We start from the raw sequence: 15,186 nt of genomic DNA, 5'->3' as shown, positions 1-15,186 counted from the left end.
CGGTCAGTACCGCCAGCGGGTGGCGGCGACCAACTGCTCGGGGGTGGCGGCGGCGTACTGCTCGCCCTCCGCCCGGCGCACCGCCAGCACCGCCTCGTACAGCGGCCCGCCGAGCGCCTCGCGCAGCACCGCCGAGCGCTCGTACGCGGCCAGCGCCTGCGCCGGGCCGGTCGGCAGCCGGGGCACCGCGCCGGGCTCGGCGGCGGCCGGGTCGCCGGTGAACTCCGGTGGCAGCTCCCGGTGTTGGTCGAAACCGGCGAGACCGGCGGCGAGCACCGCGCCGACCGCCAGGTACGGATTGGCGCTGGCGTCGAAGCACTTGACCTCGGCGTTGGCGGCGTCGGCCCGCTCCCCCGTGGAGCCCGTCACCAGGCGCAGCGCGGCCTCGCGGTTCTCCAGGCCCCAGCACTGGTAGGCGCCGGCCCAGTGCGAGGGCACCAGCCGCAGGTAGCCGGCCGGGCTGGAGCAGCCCAGCACCAGGAGTTCGGGCAGCGCGCCGAGCACCCCGGAGAGGAAGCCCTCGGCCTCGGCGGTCAGGCCGTGCGGGCCGGGGCCGCCGTGGCCGAGGTTGCGGCCGTCCCGCCAGAGGCTCAGGTGCAGGTGCCCGCCGTTGCCGACCGCGCCGGGCTCGACCACGGGGGCGAAGGAGACCCGCAGGCCGTGCCGGGCGGAGACGGCCCGCACGGTGTGCCGGACCAGGACGGAGGTGTCGGCGGCGCCGACCGGGCCCTCGGGGGCCACCGAGACCTCGAACTGGCCCGGGGCGTACTCGGGGTGGATCTGCAGGACGGTCAGCCCCTGCTCGCCGAGGGCGCGCAGGACGTCCCGCAGGTAGTCGGTGAGGTCGGTGAGCCGGTGCATCCCGTACGCGGGGCCGTGCGTCGGGTACTGCGGCTCGTCCTGCGGGCCGCCGGCGAGGGCGACCACCCACTCGACCTCGATGCCAGCCCGCAGGGTCAGCCCGCGCTCGGCGGCCGCGGCCTCCATCCGGCGGGCGAACAGCCGCTGGCAGCCGGGGTGCGGGGTGCCGTCCTGGGTGTGCCGGTCCCCCGGGGCCCAGGCCCAGCCGGGCTGGGCGGCCAGCGGGACGACCCGGTCGAGGTCGGGGTAGAGCCGCAGGTCCCCGGTGGGGCCGCCGGCGCTCGGGCTGGTGGTGATGCCGTCGTCGGCGAGGAAGACGTCGAAGCAGGGTGCGGTACCGACGCCCCACTGCGCGGCGTGCACCAGGGCGCCCAGCGGGACGGCCTTGACCCGGGTGATGCCCGCGTTGTCCACCCAGGTGACGGCCACCGCGTCGACGGCGGCGGTGCGCAGCCGGTCGACGGCGGCCTCGGCCTGTTCGACGCGCGCGGCGCGCGGGGGCAGCGTGACGGCGGCGAGGTGCCCGCCGAGGCCTCCGGCCGGGCCGGTGGAGCCGGAGGCGGACGCGGCGGGGCCGGCGGCGGTTCCGAGGGTCATGCCCCCATGCTGCCCCGCCCGCCGCGGCCGGGTAACTCCCCTATCGGGTGGTCCCGGTGGACGCCCGTCCGCCCGTTCACCCGTTCGGGCCGCCGCCGGACCCCGCCCCGCCGTCCGGATGCCTTTTGTGACGCCCGCACCCCTTCCTACTCGCGGGTAGCTTCGCTACAGTGGCCGGACGCACCACCGCCGGGCTACGGGAGCCGCACCGGCGGGGGCCTGCGGTCGCCGTGTCCACGGCGGGCGCGCGGTGCGTCATTCACCGGCCGGCGCCGCGAACCGCGGCGGGCCGGGTCTCCTTCCTCGCATCAGAGCCGCTTCCTTTCACCCTTGAGCGCCTGAGCACCACGGCACACCCCTCAGTTCGGCCGGAGCGGACCGGCCGCCGGGGCCGTGTGCCGGAACCCGTCATCTCCCCAGCCCCGCGCGCGGACCCTCCCCCGGCGGCGGCCGCCCCCGCCGCACGCGCGGGCGCGGCGGCCCGCCCGCCGGGGCGTGCGCGGGCCCTTCAGGACTAGGAGTCAGGACAGATGGAGCGTCCCTTTTCCACGGTCGCCGTCGTCGGCCTCGGCACGATGGGTGCCGGTGTCGCGGTGGCCGTCGCCAGGAGCGGCCGCCGGGTGATCGGCATCGAGGCCACCGAGGACTCTGCCGCCCGGGCACTGGCCCGGATCGAGGAGGCGACCGCGCACGCGGTCGACCGGGAGCGGATCACCGCCGGGGAGCGCACCGCGCTGCTGGCGCTGATCTCGGTCGGCCACGAGCTGTCGGCCGCCGCCGGGGCCGAGCTGGTGATCGAGGAGGTGCCCGAGCAGCTGGAGCTGAAGCGGGAGCTCTTCGCCGAGCTGGACCGGATCTGCCCGGCGGGGACGGTGCTGGCCACCGGCACCACCGCGCTCTCGGTGACCCGGATCGCCGCCGCGACCGCCCGCCCGGAGCGGGTGCTGGGCCTGCACTTCTTCAACCCGGTGCACAGCATGAAGCTGGTCGAGGTGGTCCGCACGGTGCTGACCTCCCCGCAGGTCGCCGAGGACGCCGCCGCGTTCGCCCGGGACCTCGGCAAGGAGCCGGTGGCCGCCGGCGACCGGGCCGGCTTCGTCGTCAACGGCCTGCTGTTCGCGTACCTGAACCAGGCCGCCGCGATGTACGAGTCCAAGTACGCCTCCCGGGAGGACATCGACGCCGCGATGCGGCTCGGCTGCGGCCTGCCGATGGGCCCGCTGGCGCTGCTCGACCTGATCGGCGTGGACACCGCGCGGACCGTCCTGGAGGCGATGTACGAGCAGTCCCGGGACCGCCTGCACGCGCCCGCCCCGATCCTCGGCCAGCTGGTCGCGGCCGGGCTGCTGGGCCGCAAGTCCGGCCGCGGCTTCTACACCTACGAGGCGCCCGGCTCGTCCAGGGCCGTGGACGCGGCGACCGGCCCGGCGCGGGCCGCGGTGGCGGGCCGGGAGGTCCGCACGGTCGGCGTCTGCGGCTCGGGCACCATGGCGACCGGCATCGCCGAGGTCTTCGCCAAGGCCGGCCGCCCGGTGCTGCTGGCCGCCCGCAGCCAGGAGAAGGCCGACCGGGCCAAGGCGCAGCTGGCGAAGTCGCTGGCGCGTGCGGTCGACCGGGGCCGGCTGAGCACGCAGGCGCGGGACGCCGCGCTGGCGCTGGTCACCCCGGTCGGCCAGTACGCCGAACTGGCCGACGTGGACCTGGTGATCGAGGCGGTGGCCGAGGACCTGACGGTCAAGCGCGAGCTGTTCGCCGCCCTGGACAAGATCGTCAGGCCGGGCGCGGTGCTCGCCACCACCACCTCCTCACTGCCGGTGATCAGCTGCGCGACCGCCACCTCGCGGCCGCAGGACGTGATCGGCATGCACTTCTTCAACCCGGCGCCGGCCATGAAGCTGGTCGAGGTGGTCTCCACCGTGCTGACCGCGCCGGACGTCACCGCGACCGTGCTGGAGCTGACCCCCGAGGTCCGCAAGCACCCGGTGGAGTGCGGCGACCGGGCCGGCTTCATCGTCAACGCCCTGCTCTTCCCCTACCTGAACGACGCGGTGCGGATGCTCCAGGAGCACTACGCGACGGTGGACGACATCGACACCGCGATGAAGCTGGGCTGCGGCTACCCGATGGGCCCGTTCGAGCTGTTGGACGTGGTCGGTCTGGACGTCTCGCTGACCATCGAGCAGGTGCTGCACCAGGAGTTCCGCGAGCCGGGCCTGGCCGCCGCGCCGCTGCTGGAGCACCTGGTCGCCGCCGGCTGCCTGGGCCGCAAGACCGGCCGCGGCTTCCGCGACCACGCGCGCCGGTGACCACGCCAGCTGCCGGGGGCGCCGCCGCGCGCGAGGCGGCGCCGCCCGGGGCCGGGCCGTCCGCGGCCGGGTCGGGCCCGGTCAGACCGGGCTGGAGCCCGGGGACGGTGTCCGCGCGCTGGCCCAGACCGGCCGTCACCGGCCCGGTCGCACCGGTCCGTCGGGGAAGGGCCGCGGCCGAACCGCCGGGGCCGTGTAGCGTTCCGGACATGGATCGGGTTCAGTCAGCCACCCCGCAGCACTCCGCCGGACCGCGCGGCGCCGACCGGACGGCCCCCTCGACCGGGGGCACCGGGCCGGAAGGGGGGCCGGGCAGCCGCCGGGCGGCGGCGCAGCGCCAGCAGATGCGTCAGGACCTGGCCACGGCCGCGATGGAGCTGTTCTCCTCGCAGGGCTACGAGGAGACCACGGTCGACCAGATCGCGGCCGCCGCCGGGGTGGCCCGGCGGACCTTCTTCCGGTACTTCCGGTCGAAGGAGGAGGCGATCTTCCCGGACCACGACGACACCCTCGTCCGGGTGGCCGACCTGCTGGCCAGCGCCGAGCCGGAGGAGCACCCGCTGGACGTGGTCTGCCGCGGCATCAAGGAGGTGCTGCGGATGTACGCCTCGACGCCCGGGGTGTCGGTCGCGCGGTACCAGCTGATCCGTCAGGTCCCGGCGCTGCGCGAGCGGGAGATCGCCGTGGTGGCCCGGTACGAGCGGCTGTTCACCCGGTACCTGCTGGGCCGCTTCGACACCCGCGAGTCCATCCCGTCGGGCTGGCAGCGCGGCGGCGAGGACGACTCGATGCTGGCCGAGGTGTCGGCGGCGGCGGTCGTCGCGGCGCACAACCACGTGCTGCGGCGCTGGCTGCGGGCCGGCGGGCGCGGGGACGTGGAGGCGCAGCTGGACCACTCCTTCGAGGTGATCCGGCGGACCTTCTGGGCCTCCAGCACGCCGGGTGCCAGACGCCGCGGCTCCCTGGTGGCACCGGGTGCCAATGGGGCTCCCGGTGACGTGCTGGCCGAGAGCGCACTGAGTGCCAGTCCTGGAGGTGAGGTGCTCATCACAGTCGCCCGGACGGACGCTCCGCTGGACGTGGTGGTGGACAGCATCCGGGCCGCGCTGAGTGGCGCCAGGGAGTCCTGAGGTCACCATCTAGCCAGGTCAGAGCGATATCGAGGGCCCGCGTCGAGCAGTCGGCGCGGGCCCTTTCGGCGTCCGCCGCAGCGCGTTCGAGGGCCGTTCCAGCGCGCCGGAATTCGTGACACCCGGTGTCTTTACGAGTGGCACAGGGTGCCACTACCTTGTTACTCACCAGTCGCGGCGCCGCGGCTCCCCACCTCGGCGCGCCGTCGTCCGGCGTTCCCACACCCCGGGAGCAGTGCGCGTTCGGCCCGGTCCACCCCGGGCGCCCAGCCCGACCACCACCACCCACCTCAGCGAAGCCGGTGTCCGCTCCCGGCTACCCCAGACGCCCTGTGCCCTCACACAGGTACGCCTTCGGAGGCAGCCATGCAGGAAATCCTCGACGCGATCCTCAGCAACGACGCCACGTCGGAGGACTTCGCCGCCGTCAAGCTTCCCGAGTCCTACCGGGCGGTGACGCTCCACAAGGACGAGGAGCAGCTGTTCGCGGGCCTCGACAGCCGCGACAAGGACCCCCGCAAATCCCTTCACCTCGACGAGGTCGCCCTGCCCGAGCTGGGCCCCGGCGAGGCCCTGGTCGCCGTCATGGCCAGCGCGGTGAACTACAACACCGTCTGGAGCTCGATCTTCGAGCCGGTCTCCACCTTCTCCTTCCTGGAGCGCTACGGCCGGCTGTCGCCGCTCACCAAGCGCCACGACCTGCCGTACCACGTCCTCGGCTCCGACCTCGCGGGCGTGGTGCTGCGCACCGGCGCCGGCGTCAACGCCTGGAAGCCCGGCGACGAGGTCGTCGCGCACTGCCTCTCCGTCGAGCTGGAGTCCCCGGACGGCCACAACGACACGATGATGGACCCGGAGCAGCGCATCTGGGGCTTCGAGACCAACTTCGGCGGGCTGGCCCAGATCGCCCTGGTGAAGACCAACCAGCTGCTGCCCAAGCCCAAGCACCTCACCTGGGAGGAGGCCGCCTCCCCCGGCCTGGTCAACTCCACCGCGTACCGCCAGCTGGTCTCGCGCAACGGCGCCGGCATGAAGCAGGGCGACAACGTGCTGATCTGGGGCGCCAGCGGCGGCCTCGGCTCGTACGCCACCCAGTACGCGCTGGCCGGCGGCGCCACCCCGATCTGCGTGGTCTCCAACGACCAGAAGGCCGGGATCTGCCGCGCCATGGGCGCCGAGGCGATCATCGACCGCTCCGCCGAGGGCTACCGATTCTGGAAGGACGAGCACACCCAGGACCCGCGCGAGTGGAAGCGCCTGGGCGCGAAGATCCGCGAGTTCACCGGCGGCGAGGACGTCGACATCGTCTTCGAGCACCCGGGCCGGGAGACCTTCGGCGCCTCGGTGTACGTCACCCGCAAGGGCGGCACCATCGTCACCTGCGCCTCCACCTCCGGCTTCATGCACCAGTACGACAACCGCTACCTGTGGATGTCGCTCAAGCGCATCGTCGGCTCGCACTTCGCCAACTACCGCGAGGCCTTCGAGGCCAACCGCCTGATCGCCAAGGGCCGGATCCACCCGACCCTGTCCAAGGTCTACTCCCTGGAGGAGACCGGCCAGGCCGCCCTCGACGTGCACCACAACAAGCACCAGGGCAAGGTCGGCGTGCTCTGCCTGGCGCCGGAGGAGGGCCTGGGCGTGCGCGACCACGCGCTGCGCGCGCAGCACCTGCCGGCGATCAACCGCTTCCGGAACGTCTGAGGCCCATCCGATGACCGATCAGCACGAGCGCGACCGCCCCTGGCTGATGCGCACCTACGCCGGGCACTCCACCGCGAGCGACTCCAACGCGCTCTACCGGCGGAACCTGGCGAAGGGCCAGACGGGCCTCTCCGTCGCCTTCGACCTGCCGACCCAGACCGGCTACGACTCCGACCACCTCCTCGCCCGCGGCGAGGTGGGCCGGGTCGGCGTCCCGGTCGGCCACGTCGGCGACATGCGCACCCTGTTCGACGGCATCCCGCTCGAACAGACCAACACCTCCATGACGATCAACGCCACCGCGATGTGGCTGCTGGCGCTCTACCAGGTGGTCGCCGAGGAGCAGGGCGCCGACATCGCCAAGCTCACCGGCACCACCCAGAACGACATCGTCAAGGAGTACCTGTCGCGCGGGACGCACGTCTTCCCGCCCGGCCCCTCGGTGCGCCTGATCACCGACATGATCGCCTACACCGTCGGCCGCATCCCCAAGTGGAACCCGATCAACATCTGCAGCTACCACCTGCAGGAGGCCGGGGCCACGCCCGTCCAGGAGATCGCCTACGCGATGTGCACCGCCATCTCGGTGCTCGACGCCGTCCGCGACTCCGGCCAGGTACCGGCCGAGCGGATGGGCGAGGTGGTCGCCCGGATCTCCTTCTTCGTCAACGCCGGCGTGCGCTTCGTCGAGGAGATGTGCAAGATGCGCGCCTTCGCCCAGCTGTGGGAGAAGGTCACGCTGGAGCGCTACGGCGTCCAGGACCCGAAGCAGCGCCGCTTCCGCTACGGCGTCCAGGTCAACTCGCTCGGCCTGACCGAGGCCCAGCCGGAGAACAACGTCCAGCGGATCGTCCTGGAGATGCTGGCCGTCACCCTCTCCAAGGACGCCCGCGCCCGCGCCGTCCAACTGCCCGCCTGGAACGAGGCGCTGGGCCTGCCCCGGCCCTGGGACCAGCAGTGGTCGCTGCGGATCCAGCAGGTGCTGGCCTACGAGTCGGACCTGCTGGAGTACGGCGACCTCTTCAACGGCTCCGAGGTGATCGAGGCCAAGACCGCCGACCTGCTGGCCGGCGCCGAGGCGGAGATCGCCAAGGTACTGGCGATGGGCGGGGTCATTCCCGCCGTGGAGTCCGGCTACCTGAAGTCCAACCTGGTCTCCTCGCACGCCGCCCGGCGGGCCCGGATCGAGTCCGGCGAGGACAAGATCGTCGGCGTCAACTGCTTCGACACCACCGAGGAGAGCCCGCTCACAGCCGACCTCGACACCGCCATCATGGTCGTCGACCCGGCCTCCGAGCAGTCCGTGCTCGCCGCCCTGGAGGCTTGGCGCGGGCAGCGCGACGAGGCCGCCGTCCAGACCGCGCTGGCCGAGCTCAAGGCCACCGCGGCCACCGACGCCAACCTGGTGCCGGCCACGCTCGCCTGCGCCCGGGCCGGCGTCACCACCGGCGAGTGGGCCTTCGCCCTGCGCGAGGTGTTCGGCGAGTACCGCGCGCCCACCGGCGTCGGCGGCGCCCCGGTCGCGGTGGCCGCCGAACCCGGCGGGGAACTGGCCGCGGTGCGCGCCGCCGTCGCCGCCACCGCCGAGGAACTGGGCTCCGGCAAACTGCGCCTGCTGGTCGGCAAGCCCGGCCTGGACGGGCACTCCAACGGCGCCGAGCAGATCGCCGTCCGGGCCCGCGACGCCGGGTTCGAGGTGGTCTACCAGGGCATCCGGCTGACCCCCGAGCAGATCGTCTCCGCCGCCGTCGCGGAGGACGTGCACTGCGTGGGCCTGTCGATCCTCTCCGGCGCCCACTGCGAGCTGGTGCCCGACGTCCTGCGCCGGCTGCGCCGGGCCGGGGTGCAGGATGTCCCGGTGATCGTGGGTGGCATCATCCCGGCAGCGGACGGCGAGGCCCTCAAGGCCGCCGGCGTCGCCGCCGTGTTCACCCCGAAGGACTTCGGCATCACCACCATCATCGGCCGGATCGTGGACGAGATCCGGCTCGCCAACAAGCTCCAGCCCTGGACGCCCGCACCCGCGCCCACCAGCTGACCACTGGGAAGGAACCGACCCACCCTCATGGCTACCGTCAACCGTCTGCGCCCGCGCCGCTCCTGCCTCGCCGTGCCCGGCAGCAACCCGCGCTTCCTGGAGAAGGCCCAGGGCCTCCCCGCCGACCAGGTCTTCCTCGACCTGGAGGACGCCTGCGCCCCCCTCGTCAAGGAGAGCGCCCGCCACCACATCGTCGACGCGCTCAACAACGGCGACTGGGGCGGCAAGACCCGCGTCGTCCGGGTCAACGACTGGACCACCCACTGGACCTACCGCGACGTGATCACCGTCGTCGAGGGCGCCGGCCCCAACCTCGACTGCATCATGCTGCCCAAGGTCCAGGACGCCGAGCAGGTCAAGGCGCTCGACCTGCTGCTCACCCAGATCGAGAAGACCATGGGCTTCGAGGTCGGCCGGATCGGCATCGAGGCGCAGATCGAGAACGCCAAGGGCCTGGTCAACGTCGACGCCATCGCCGAGGCCTCGCCCCGGCTGGAGACCATCATCTTCGGCCCCGCCGACTTCATGGCCTCCATCAACATGAAGTCCCTGGTGGTCGGCGAGCAGCCGGCCGGCTACCCGGCCGACGCCTACCACTACATCCTGATGCGCATCCTGATGGCCGCCCGCGCCAACGACCTCCAGGCCATCGACGGCCCGTACCTGCAGATCCGCAACCAGGAGGGCTACCGCGAGGTCGCCCGGCGCGCCGCCGCCCTCGGCTTCGACGGCAAGTGGGTGCTCCACCCCGACCAGGTCGGCGCCGCGAACGAGATCTTCTCGCCCTCCCAGGAGGACTACGACCACGCCGAGCTGATCCTCGACGCCTACGACTGGTGCACCTCCGAGGCGGGCGGCGCCAAGGGCTCCGCGATGCTCGGCGACGAGATGATCGACGAGGCCAGCCGCAAGATGGCCCTGGTCATCGCCGGCAAGGGCCGGGCCGCCGGCCTGGAGCGCACCACCAAGTTCGAGATCCCGGAAAGCTGAGGCCCGCCGCGATGCAGTTCGGACGCACCTACGAGGAGTTCGAGGTCGGCGCGGTCTACAAGCACTGGCCCGGCAAGACCGTCACCGAGTACGACGACCACCTCTTCTGCCTGCTCACCATGAACCATCACCCGCTCCACCTGGACACCAACTACGCCGAGCGGACGACGGACTTCGGCAGGAACGTGGTGGTGGGCAACTACATCTACTCGCTGCTGCTGGGCATGTCCGTCCCGGACGTCTCCGGCAAGGCCATCGCCAACCTGGAGATCGAGTCGCTGCGGCACGTCGCGCCGACCTTCCACGGCGACACCCTCTACGGCGAGACCACCGTCCTCGACAAGTGGCCGTCCAAGTCCAAGGACGACCGCGGCATCGTGTACGTCGAGACCAAGGGGTACAAGCAGGACGGCACGGTCGTCTGCATCTTCCGCCGCAAGGTGATGGTGCCGACCGAGACGTACAACAAGGAGCGCGGCGGCGAGCAGCCCGGCCGCCCGACTCCCCTTTCCTAGGACCCCTTTCCTGGGACCCCGGATCTCCCCAGACCCCGGAGGGGCCGGCCGCCGTCATCGGCCGACCCCCACCCGGAACGGGGGCCCTGCTGCCGCAGCCACGCCGGCAGGGCCCCCGGCAATCCCCCCCCCCGCCCCCTTAAACCTTTCGGAGCCGCACGATGGGACGCCTGGCACAGACCGACGGCCTCACCGAGATCCAGCGGGACATCCTCGCCACCGTGCGGGATTTCGTCGACAAGGAGATCATTCCGGTCGCGACCGAGCTGGAACACAAGGACGAGTACCCGACCGCCATCGTCGAGGGGATGAAGCAGCTCGGCCTCTTCGGCCTCACCATCCCCGAGGAGTACGGCGGCCTCGGCGAGTCGCTGCTCACCTACGCCCTGGTGGTCGAGGAGATCGCCCGCGGCTGGATGAGCGTGTCCGGCATCGTCAACACCCACTTCATCGTGGCGCACATGATCAACGCCCACGGCACCCAGGAACAGAAGGACCACTTCCTGCCGAAGATGGCCGCCGGGGAAATCCGCGGCGCGTTCTCGATGTCCGAGCCCGGCCTCGGCTCCGACGTTTCGGCCATCTCCACCAAGGGCGTCAAGGACGGGGAGTTCTACGTCCTCAACGGCCAGAAGATGTGGCTCACCAACGGCGGCACCTCCACCCTCGTCGCGGTCCTGTGCAAGACCGACGAGGGCGGCAGCACCCCGTACAAGAACATGACCACCTTCCTGATCGAGAAGACCCCCGGATTCGGCCCGAACCCGACCGTCCCCGGCCTCACCGTGCCCGGGAAGATCGAGAAGATGGGCTACAAGGGCGTCGACACCACCGAACTGGTCCTCCAGGACGTCCGGATCCCGGCCGACCGCATCCTCGGCGGCGTCCCCGGGCGCGGCTTCTACCAGATGATGGACGGCGTCGAGGTCGGCCGCGTCAACGTCGCCGCCCGCGGCTGCGGCGTCGCCCGCCGCGCCTTCGAACTCGGCATCTCCTACGCCCAGCAGCGCTCCACCTTCGGCAAGAAGATCGCCGAGCACCAGGCCATCCAGTTCAAGCTCGCCGAGATGGCCACCAAGGTCGAGGCCGCCCACCAGATGATGGTCATGGCCGCCCGCAAGAAGGACAGCGGCGAGCGCAACGACCTCGAAGCCGGCATGGCCAAGTACCTCGCCTCCGAGTACTGCAAGGAGGTCGTCGAGGACGCCTTCCGCATCCACGGCGGCTACGGCTTCTCCAAGGAGTACGAGATCGAACGGCTCTACCGCGAGGCCCCGATGCTGCTCATCGGTGAAGGAACTGCGGAGATCCAGAAGATGATCGTCGGACGCCGGCTCCTGGAGGAGTACCGGATCGCGGAGTGAGCACCGGGTCACCCCGGCTCGACGAGCGGCCCCCGGGGCGCTCCGGGCCGGCTGGACGACCCCTTCCGAACCGCCGGTCGACGGGCGTGCGGGCCCGTCCCGGCCACCCGCCGTGCCCATCACGACCCCGGCCTGGTCCGCCTGGGTCCGGCACGGCCCTCCGGGAGCGGCCGCAGGGCGTACAGCTGCAACGACACGCCCCGCGGCCGCTTCCACACACCCTCGACGGGCCGTGTCCCGCGCCCCCGGCGGACCGCGAACGGCCCGTTCCGCCCACCGGGTTCCGCCGACGGGCCTGTTGAGACAAGTGTCACCAGCCCCGTCCGGTCCCTTGGGAACCGGACCGGGGCGAGCTACGGTCGTAGAGGTGGGACGCGCACACGCGCTTCCACCGGACACGTGAACGAGCAGGCGGGTTGCCCACCCACCGTGTGCTCCCGATAGCATCCACCGGGACAGCAAGCCGTCCCTCTATTACCCGATCCCGCGGTGGCCCCCGTCCAGCGGCCATGATCCCCCGCGACAAAGGTCTTCGATGCCCATCAGCCCGTCCCCTCACCCCTCCGTCACGGACCGCGATGCCCTCGCAGCCACGGCGGCCGGTCGGCGACCCCGCGTGACCATCGCGCGCGGAGCCACCCCCTGGTTCGTCCCCACCCTCGCCACGGCCGCCGTGACCACCGCCCTCACCCGGCGCAGCGGCAAGTGGGCCCTGGCAGCGGTACCCGCCTGTGCGCTCAGCGCGGGCATGCTGTGGTTCTTCCGCGACCCCGAGCGTGAGATCGGCGCGGGCAGAGTGATCTCCCCCGCCGACGGCGTGGTGCAGAGCATCGACGCCTGGCCGGACGGCCGCACCCGGGTCGCGATCTTCATGAGCCCGCTCAACGTCCACGTCAACCGCGCGCCCCTGCCCGGCACGGTGACGTCGGTCGAGCACGTCGCGGGCGGCTTCGTCCCCGCGTTCAACAAGGACAGCGACCAGAACGAGCGGGTCGTCTGGCACTTCGACACCGAGCTCGGCGACATCGAGATGGTGCAGATCGCGGGGGCCGTGGCCCGTCGCATCGTGCCGTACGTCGCCGCCGGTACCAAGGTCGAGCAGGGCGACCGGATCGGTCTGATCCGGTTCGGCTCCCGGGTCGACACCTACCTGCCGGCCGGCGTCGAGGTCGGCGTCGAGGTCGGCCAGAAGACCACAGCCGGGGTGACGCGCCTTGACCGTGACTGATCCTGAGACAATCGTCGGCCTGGACGACGAGGAGACGGCCCTGCGCCGTCGCCGCTGGGCGCGCGACCGCGAGCTGCGCGCCCCGCGCTCTCCCCAGCACCTGTCCACCGCCGACTTCCTGACCCTGGGGAACGCCGTCTGCGGCTTCCTGGCGATCTACTCGATCACCACCGGGGTCCTCGTCCCGCACATCACCAACCCGGACGCCGCACCCGACCGGCACAGCGCCGCCACCGCGGTCACGCTGCTGCTCATCGGCTCCATGTGCGACCTCTTCGACGGGCTGGTGGCGCGCAAGCTCCGCTCCTCCGCCCTCGGAGCGGAACTGGACAACCTGGCCGACCTGATCAGCTTCGGCATCGCGCCGGCCTACTTCGTCGCCGTCTGGGGCATGGTCTCCCAGGGCTCCAACAGCAAGCTCTCGGCGCTCATCGCGATCACCGTCCTGCTCGCGGTCGTCCTGCGGCTCGCCCGCTTCTCCGCCGTCAAGATGCGACCCGGGGTGTTCCAGGGCATGCCCTGCCCGATGGGCGCGATGACGGTCATCGCCATCGTGCTGCTCGACCCGCCGTTCCTGCCCGGTCTGCTCGCCATCTTCGGCGCCGCGTACCTCATGGTCAGCCGGATCGAGTACCCCAAGCCCCAGGGGCTGCTGGCCACCGCCACGCTGTGCTGGATCGTCGTCTCCATCGGCTGCCTCGCGGCCTGGGCGACCGGCCTGCCCGGCGGCGACGCCCTGATGCACGTCGGCGCCTTCGCCCAGATCACGCTCGCCGCGATGGCCCCACTGCTGGTCATCCGGCGCAAGGTCGGACAGAAGGTCGGCGACGTCCGCGCCAGGCGGGCGGAGTCCCGCCTCGGCTAGTCGTTCCCGTACGCGAGAGGGGCCCGGATCCAGTCGGATCCGGGCCCCTCTTCGTCGTGCTCGCTCTTCGGCGGGCGCTGCTAGGCGCCGCCGGTGTGCACGCTGAACGCCGAGCGGCGGGCCGCCCGCGCCACGCCCGGATCCGGGTGCACGCTCGAGACCGCCGACAGCACCGAGGCCGCCCGCGGGTGCCCCGACTGCCGGGCCCGGGCGAACAGCCGCACCGGATCGCCCGCCGCGGCGCCCTCGACGTGGCCCACCAGCAGCTCCGTCTCGCCGTGGTCCAGCACCGCCGCCGCCGTGTCGACCCACAGCCAGGCCGCGTCCTCCGCCCCCAGCACGTCCGCCGGCGAAACCCCCTCGTCCGAGCGCTCCGCCAGCCACAGCAGCGCGTACGGGCGCAGCACCGGCTCGTCCACCGACCCCCGCACCGCCTGCTCCGCCGGGCCGCCGGCCACCCGCAGCGCCTCGAAGGCCAGCCCGCGCACCAGCGCGTCGTCCCCCTGCGCCGCGTCCAGCAGCTCCGCCACCGCCCGATCGGCCGGACGGGCCGCCACCCAGGCGCGGAACTCGGCCCGCGCCGGGCCCGGCGAATAGTCCGCGCAGGCGTTCAGCAGCTCGAAGGCGCTCTGCTCGATGTGCCCGGCCGCGGTCTGCGCGACCGTGCAGATCTCCTCCAGCTTCGCCCGCACCGCCCAGTGGCCCAGCGGCGACAGCTCGGCGGCCTCGTCCCTGCGGACCACGGCCCCGACGGCCGCCAGGCCGTCCAGCATCCAGTCCAGGACCGCGGCCACGTCCGCCGGCGACGGCGGGGTGTCGATCTGCGGCTCCCGGCACGTGCCGCGGACCGCCGACACCGCCGAGGCGGCGTGCGGCACGGGCGACAGGCCCGAACCGTCCGTGCCACCCACCCGGCGCTCGTCCAGACCCCGGCGCAGCAGCTCCAGCAGTTCGCCGTCCGACACCGGACCGGCCACCAGGTGCAGGAACGACAGCAGCTGAGGTGCCTGGTCCACCGCCTGGCCGGCCAGCACCGCGAACACGCCCCGCAGGGCGGCCGGCGGCACCGGAGCCAGCAGCGTCCAGGCGTCGAACAGCGCCGACCAGCCGCGGACCACCGCCTCGTCGTCGTGCTCCCAGGCGTGCAGGCGCCAGCCCGGGACCGCACCGCCGTCCCTGGCCTCCACCAGGCCGACCAGCAGTGCCTGCCCCCACGCCTTGGCGGCGGCGCCGACCGTCATGGCCAGCGCCCGACCCGCCGCACGGGCGTCGTCGGGCAGCAGCTCGCCCCGCTTGTCGACCTCTTCCAGGTCTCCCGCCCAGCGGGCGATCCGGACGGCGTCCACCAGCATCCGGCGGGCCAGCGGCGCCAGCTCGGCCGGCGCGGGGAAGCCCTCCGGTACGGGAACCCTCCCCCGACCGGGCGCCGCAGCGGGCCCTCGTCGGCGGGGTACCCCGGCCCCGCCCGGCTTGCCGGCGGCGGGCCGGTGGGCCGTACCGGGGAGACGGGTCACCGTCGCACCAGTACCGATCGTCGGAGGGAGCGGGGCATCACGGTCGCGCGGATTCCGAGACGTCACGTCGAGCA

11 protein-coding genes are annotated in these 15,186 nt (G+C 72.8%); 9 read left to right on the top strand and 2 right to left on the bottom strand.

Annotated features, from left to right (window positions below; all coding sequences use genetic code 11):
• Positions 1-3: 3 nt before the first annotated feature.
• Entirely contained in the window at positions 4-1,458 is a 1,455-nt protein-coding gene (locus AB0R04_RS07600) for a glutamine synthetase family protein (RefSeq protein WP_363369061.1), read from the bottom strand.
• A 530-nt stretch (positions 1,459-1,988) separates the two neighbouring features.
• Between AB0R04_RS07600 and AB0R04_RS07595 the strand changes: the two genes are divergently transcribed.
• The 9 genes from AB0R04_RS07595 (at position 1,989) to AB0R04_RS07555 (ending at position 13,598) form a co-directional block, all read left to right on the top strand.
• Positions 1,989-3,764, top strand: coding sequence for a 3-hydroxybutyryl-CoA dehydrogenase (locus AB0R04_RS07595; RefSeq protein WP_363369059.1), 1,776 nt, complete (start codon positions 1,989-1,991; stop codon positions 3,762-3,764).
• Positions 3,765-3,973: 209 nt separating this feature from the next.
• Entirely contained in the window at positions 3,974-4,894 is a 921-nt protein-coding gene (locus AB0R04_RS07590) for a TetR family transcriptional regulator (protein WP_363369057.1), read from the top strand.
• Positions 4,895-5,260: 366 nt separating this feature from the next.
• A complete protein-coding gene (gene ccrA / locus AB0R04_RS07585) occupies positions 5,261-6,598 on the top strand; it encodes a crotonyl-CoA carboxylase/reductase (protein ID WP_363369055.1) in 1,338 nt (445 codons plus the stop codon).
• 10 nt (positions 6,599-6,608) lie between these two features.
• On the top strand, positions 6,609-8,636 hold the full coding sequence (locus AB0R04_RS07580; RefSeq protein WP_063349594.1) for a protein meaA: 2,028 nt from the start codon (positions 6,609-6,611) through the stop codon (positions 8,634-8,636).
• A 27-nt stretch (positions 8,637-8,663) separates the two neighbouring features.
• Positions 8,664-9,626: a CoA ester lyase gene (locus AB0R04_RS07575; protein ID WP_363369053.1), complete on the top strand. Its 963-nt coding sequence runs from the start codon at positions 8,664-8,666 to the stop codon at positions 9,624-9,626.
• Positions 9,627-9,637: 11 nt separating this feature from the next.
• Positions 9,638-10,141 carry a MaoC family dehydratase gene (locus AB0R04_RS07570; protein WP_363369051.1) on the top strand — a complete coding sequence of 168 codons (504 nt, stop codon included), beginning with the start codon at positions 9,638-9,640 and terminating at the stop codon, positions 10,139-10,141.
• Positions 10,142-10,302: 161 nt separating this feature from the next.
• A complete protein-coding gene (locus AB0R04_RS07565) occupies positions 10,303-11,505 on the top strand; it encodes an acyl-CoA dehydrogenase family protein (RefSeq protein WP_363369049.1) in 1,203 nt (400 codons plus the stop codon).
• Between the two features lie 535 nt (positions 11,506-12,040).
• Positions 12,041-12,733 carry a phosphatidylserine decarboxylase gene (locus AB0R04_RS07560; RefSeq protein WP_363369047.1) on the top strand — a complete coding sequence of 231 codons (693 nt, stop codon included), beginning with the start codon at positions 12,041-12,043 and terminating at the stop codon, positions 12,731-12,733.
• Between the two features lie 40 nt (positions 12,734-12,773).
• Positions 12,774-13,598 carry a CDP-alcohol phosphatidyltransferase family protein gene (locus AB0R04_RS07555; protein ID WP_051710986.1) on the top strand — a complete coding sequence of 275 codons (825 nt, stop codon included), beginning with the start codon at positions 12,774-12,776 and terminating at the stop codon, positions 13,596-13,598.
• A gap of 80 nt (positions 13,599-13,678) precedes the next feature.
• Here the strand turns inward: AB0R04_RS07555 and AB0R04_RS07550 are convergent, their stop codons facing one another.
• The gene (locus AB0R04_RS07550) at positions 13,679-15,112 is read right to left on the bottom strand and encodes a hypothetical protein (protein WP_244293475.1); all 1,434 of its coding nucleotides are present in this window, start codon (positions 15,110-15,112) and stop codon (positions 13,679-13,681) included.
• Positions 15,113-15,186: the final 74 nt, after the last annotated feature.

This window comes from Kitasatospora sp. NPDC056731 (assembly GCF_040687675.1).
GTDB lineage: Bacteria > Actinomycetota > Actinomycetes > Streptomycetales > Streptomycetaceae > Kitasatospora.
The sequence above is the reverse complement of the archived record's forward strand: the minus strand, read 5'-3'. Positions and strand labels throughout refer to the sequence as shown.

Excerpts from the sequence above, each read along its gene's own strand:
- AB0R04_RS07600 (WP_363369061.1), bottom strand. The coding sequence starts at position 1,458 with ATGACCCTCGGAACCGCCGCCGGCCCCGCCGCGTCCGCCTCCGGCTCC.
- AB0R04_RS07595 (WP_363369059.1), top strand. The coding sequence starts at position 1,989 with ATGGAGCGTCCCTTTTCCACGGTCGCCGTCGTCGGCCTCGGCACGATG.
- AB0R04_RS07590 (WP_363369057.1), top strand. The coding sequence starts at position 3,974 with ATGGATCGGGTTCAGTCAGCCACCCCGCAGCACTCCGCCGGACCGCGC.
- ccrA (WP_363369055.1), top strand. The coding sequence starts at position 5,261 with ATGCAGGAAATCCTCGACGCGATCCTCAGCAACGACGCCACGTCGGAG.
- AB0R04_RS07580 (WP_063349594.1), top strand. The coding sequence starts at position 6,609 with ATGACCGATCAGCACGAGCGCGACCGCCCCTGGCTGATGCGCACCTAC.
- AB0R04_RS07575 (WP_363369053.1), top strand. The coding sequence starts at position 8,664 with ATGGCTACCGTCAACCGTCTGCGCCCGCGCCGCTCCTGCCTCGCCGTG.
- AB0R04_RS07570 (WP_363369051.1), top strand. The coding sequence starts at position 9,638 with ATGCAGTTCGGACGCACCTACGAGGAGTTCGAGGTCGGCGCGGTCTAC.
- AB0R04_RS07565 (WP_363369049.1), top strand. The coding sequence starts at position 10,303 with ATGGGACGCCTGGCACAGACCGACGGCCTCACCGAGATCCAGCGGGAC.
- AB0R04_RS07560 (WP_363369047.1), top strand. The coding sequence starts at position 12,041 with ATGCCCATCAGCCCGTCCCCTCACCCCTCCGTCACGGACCGCGATGCC.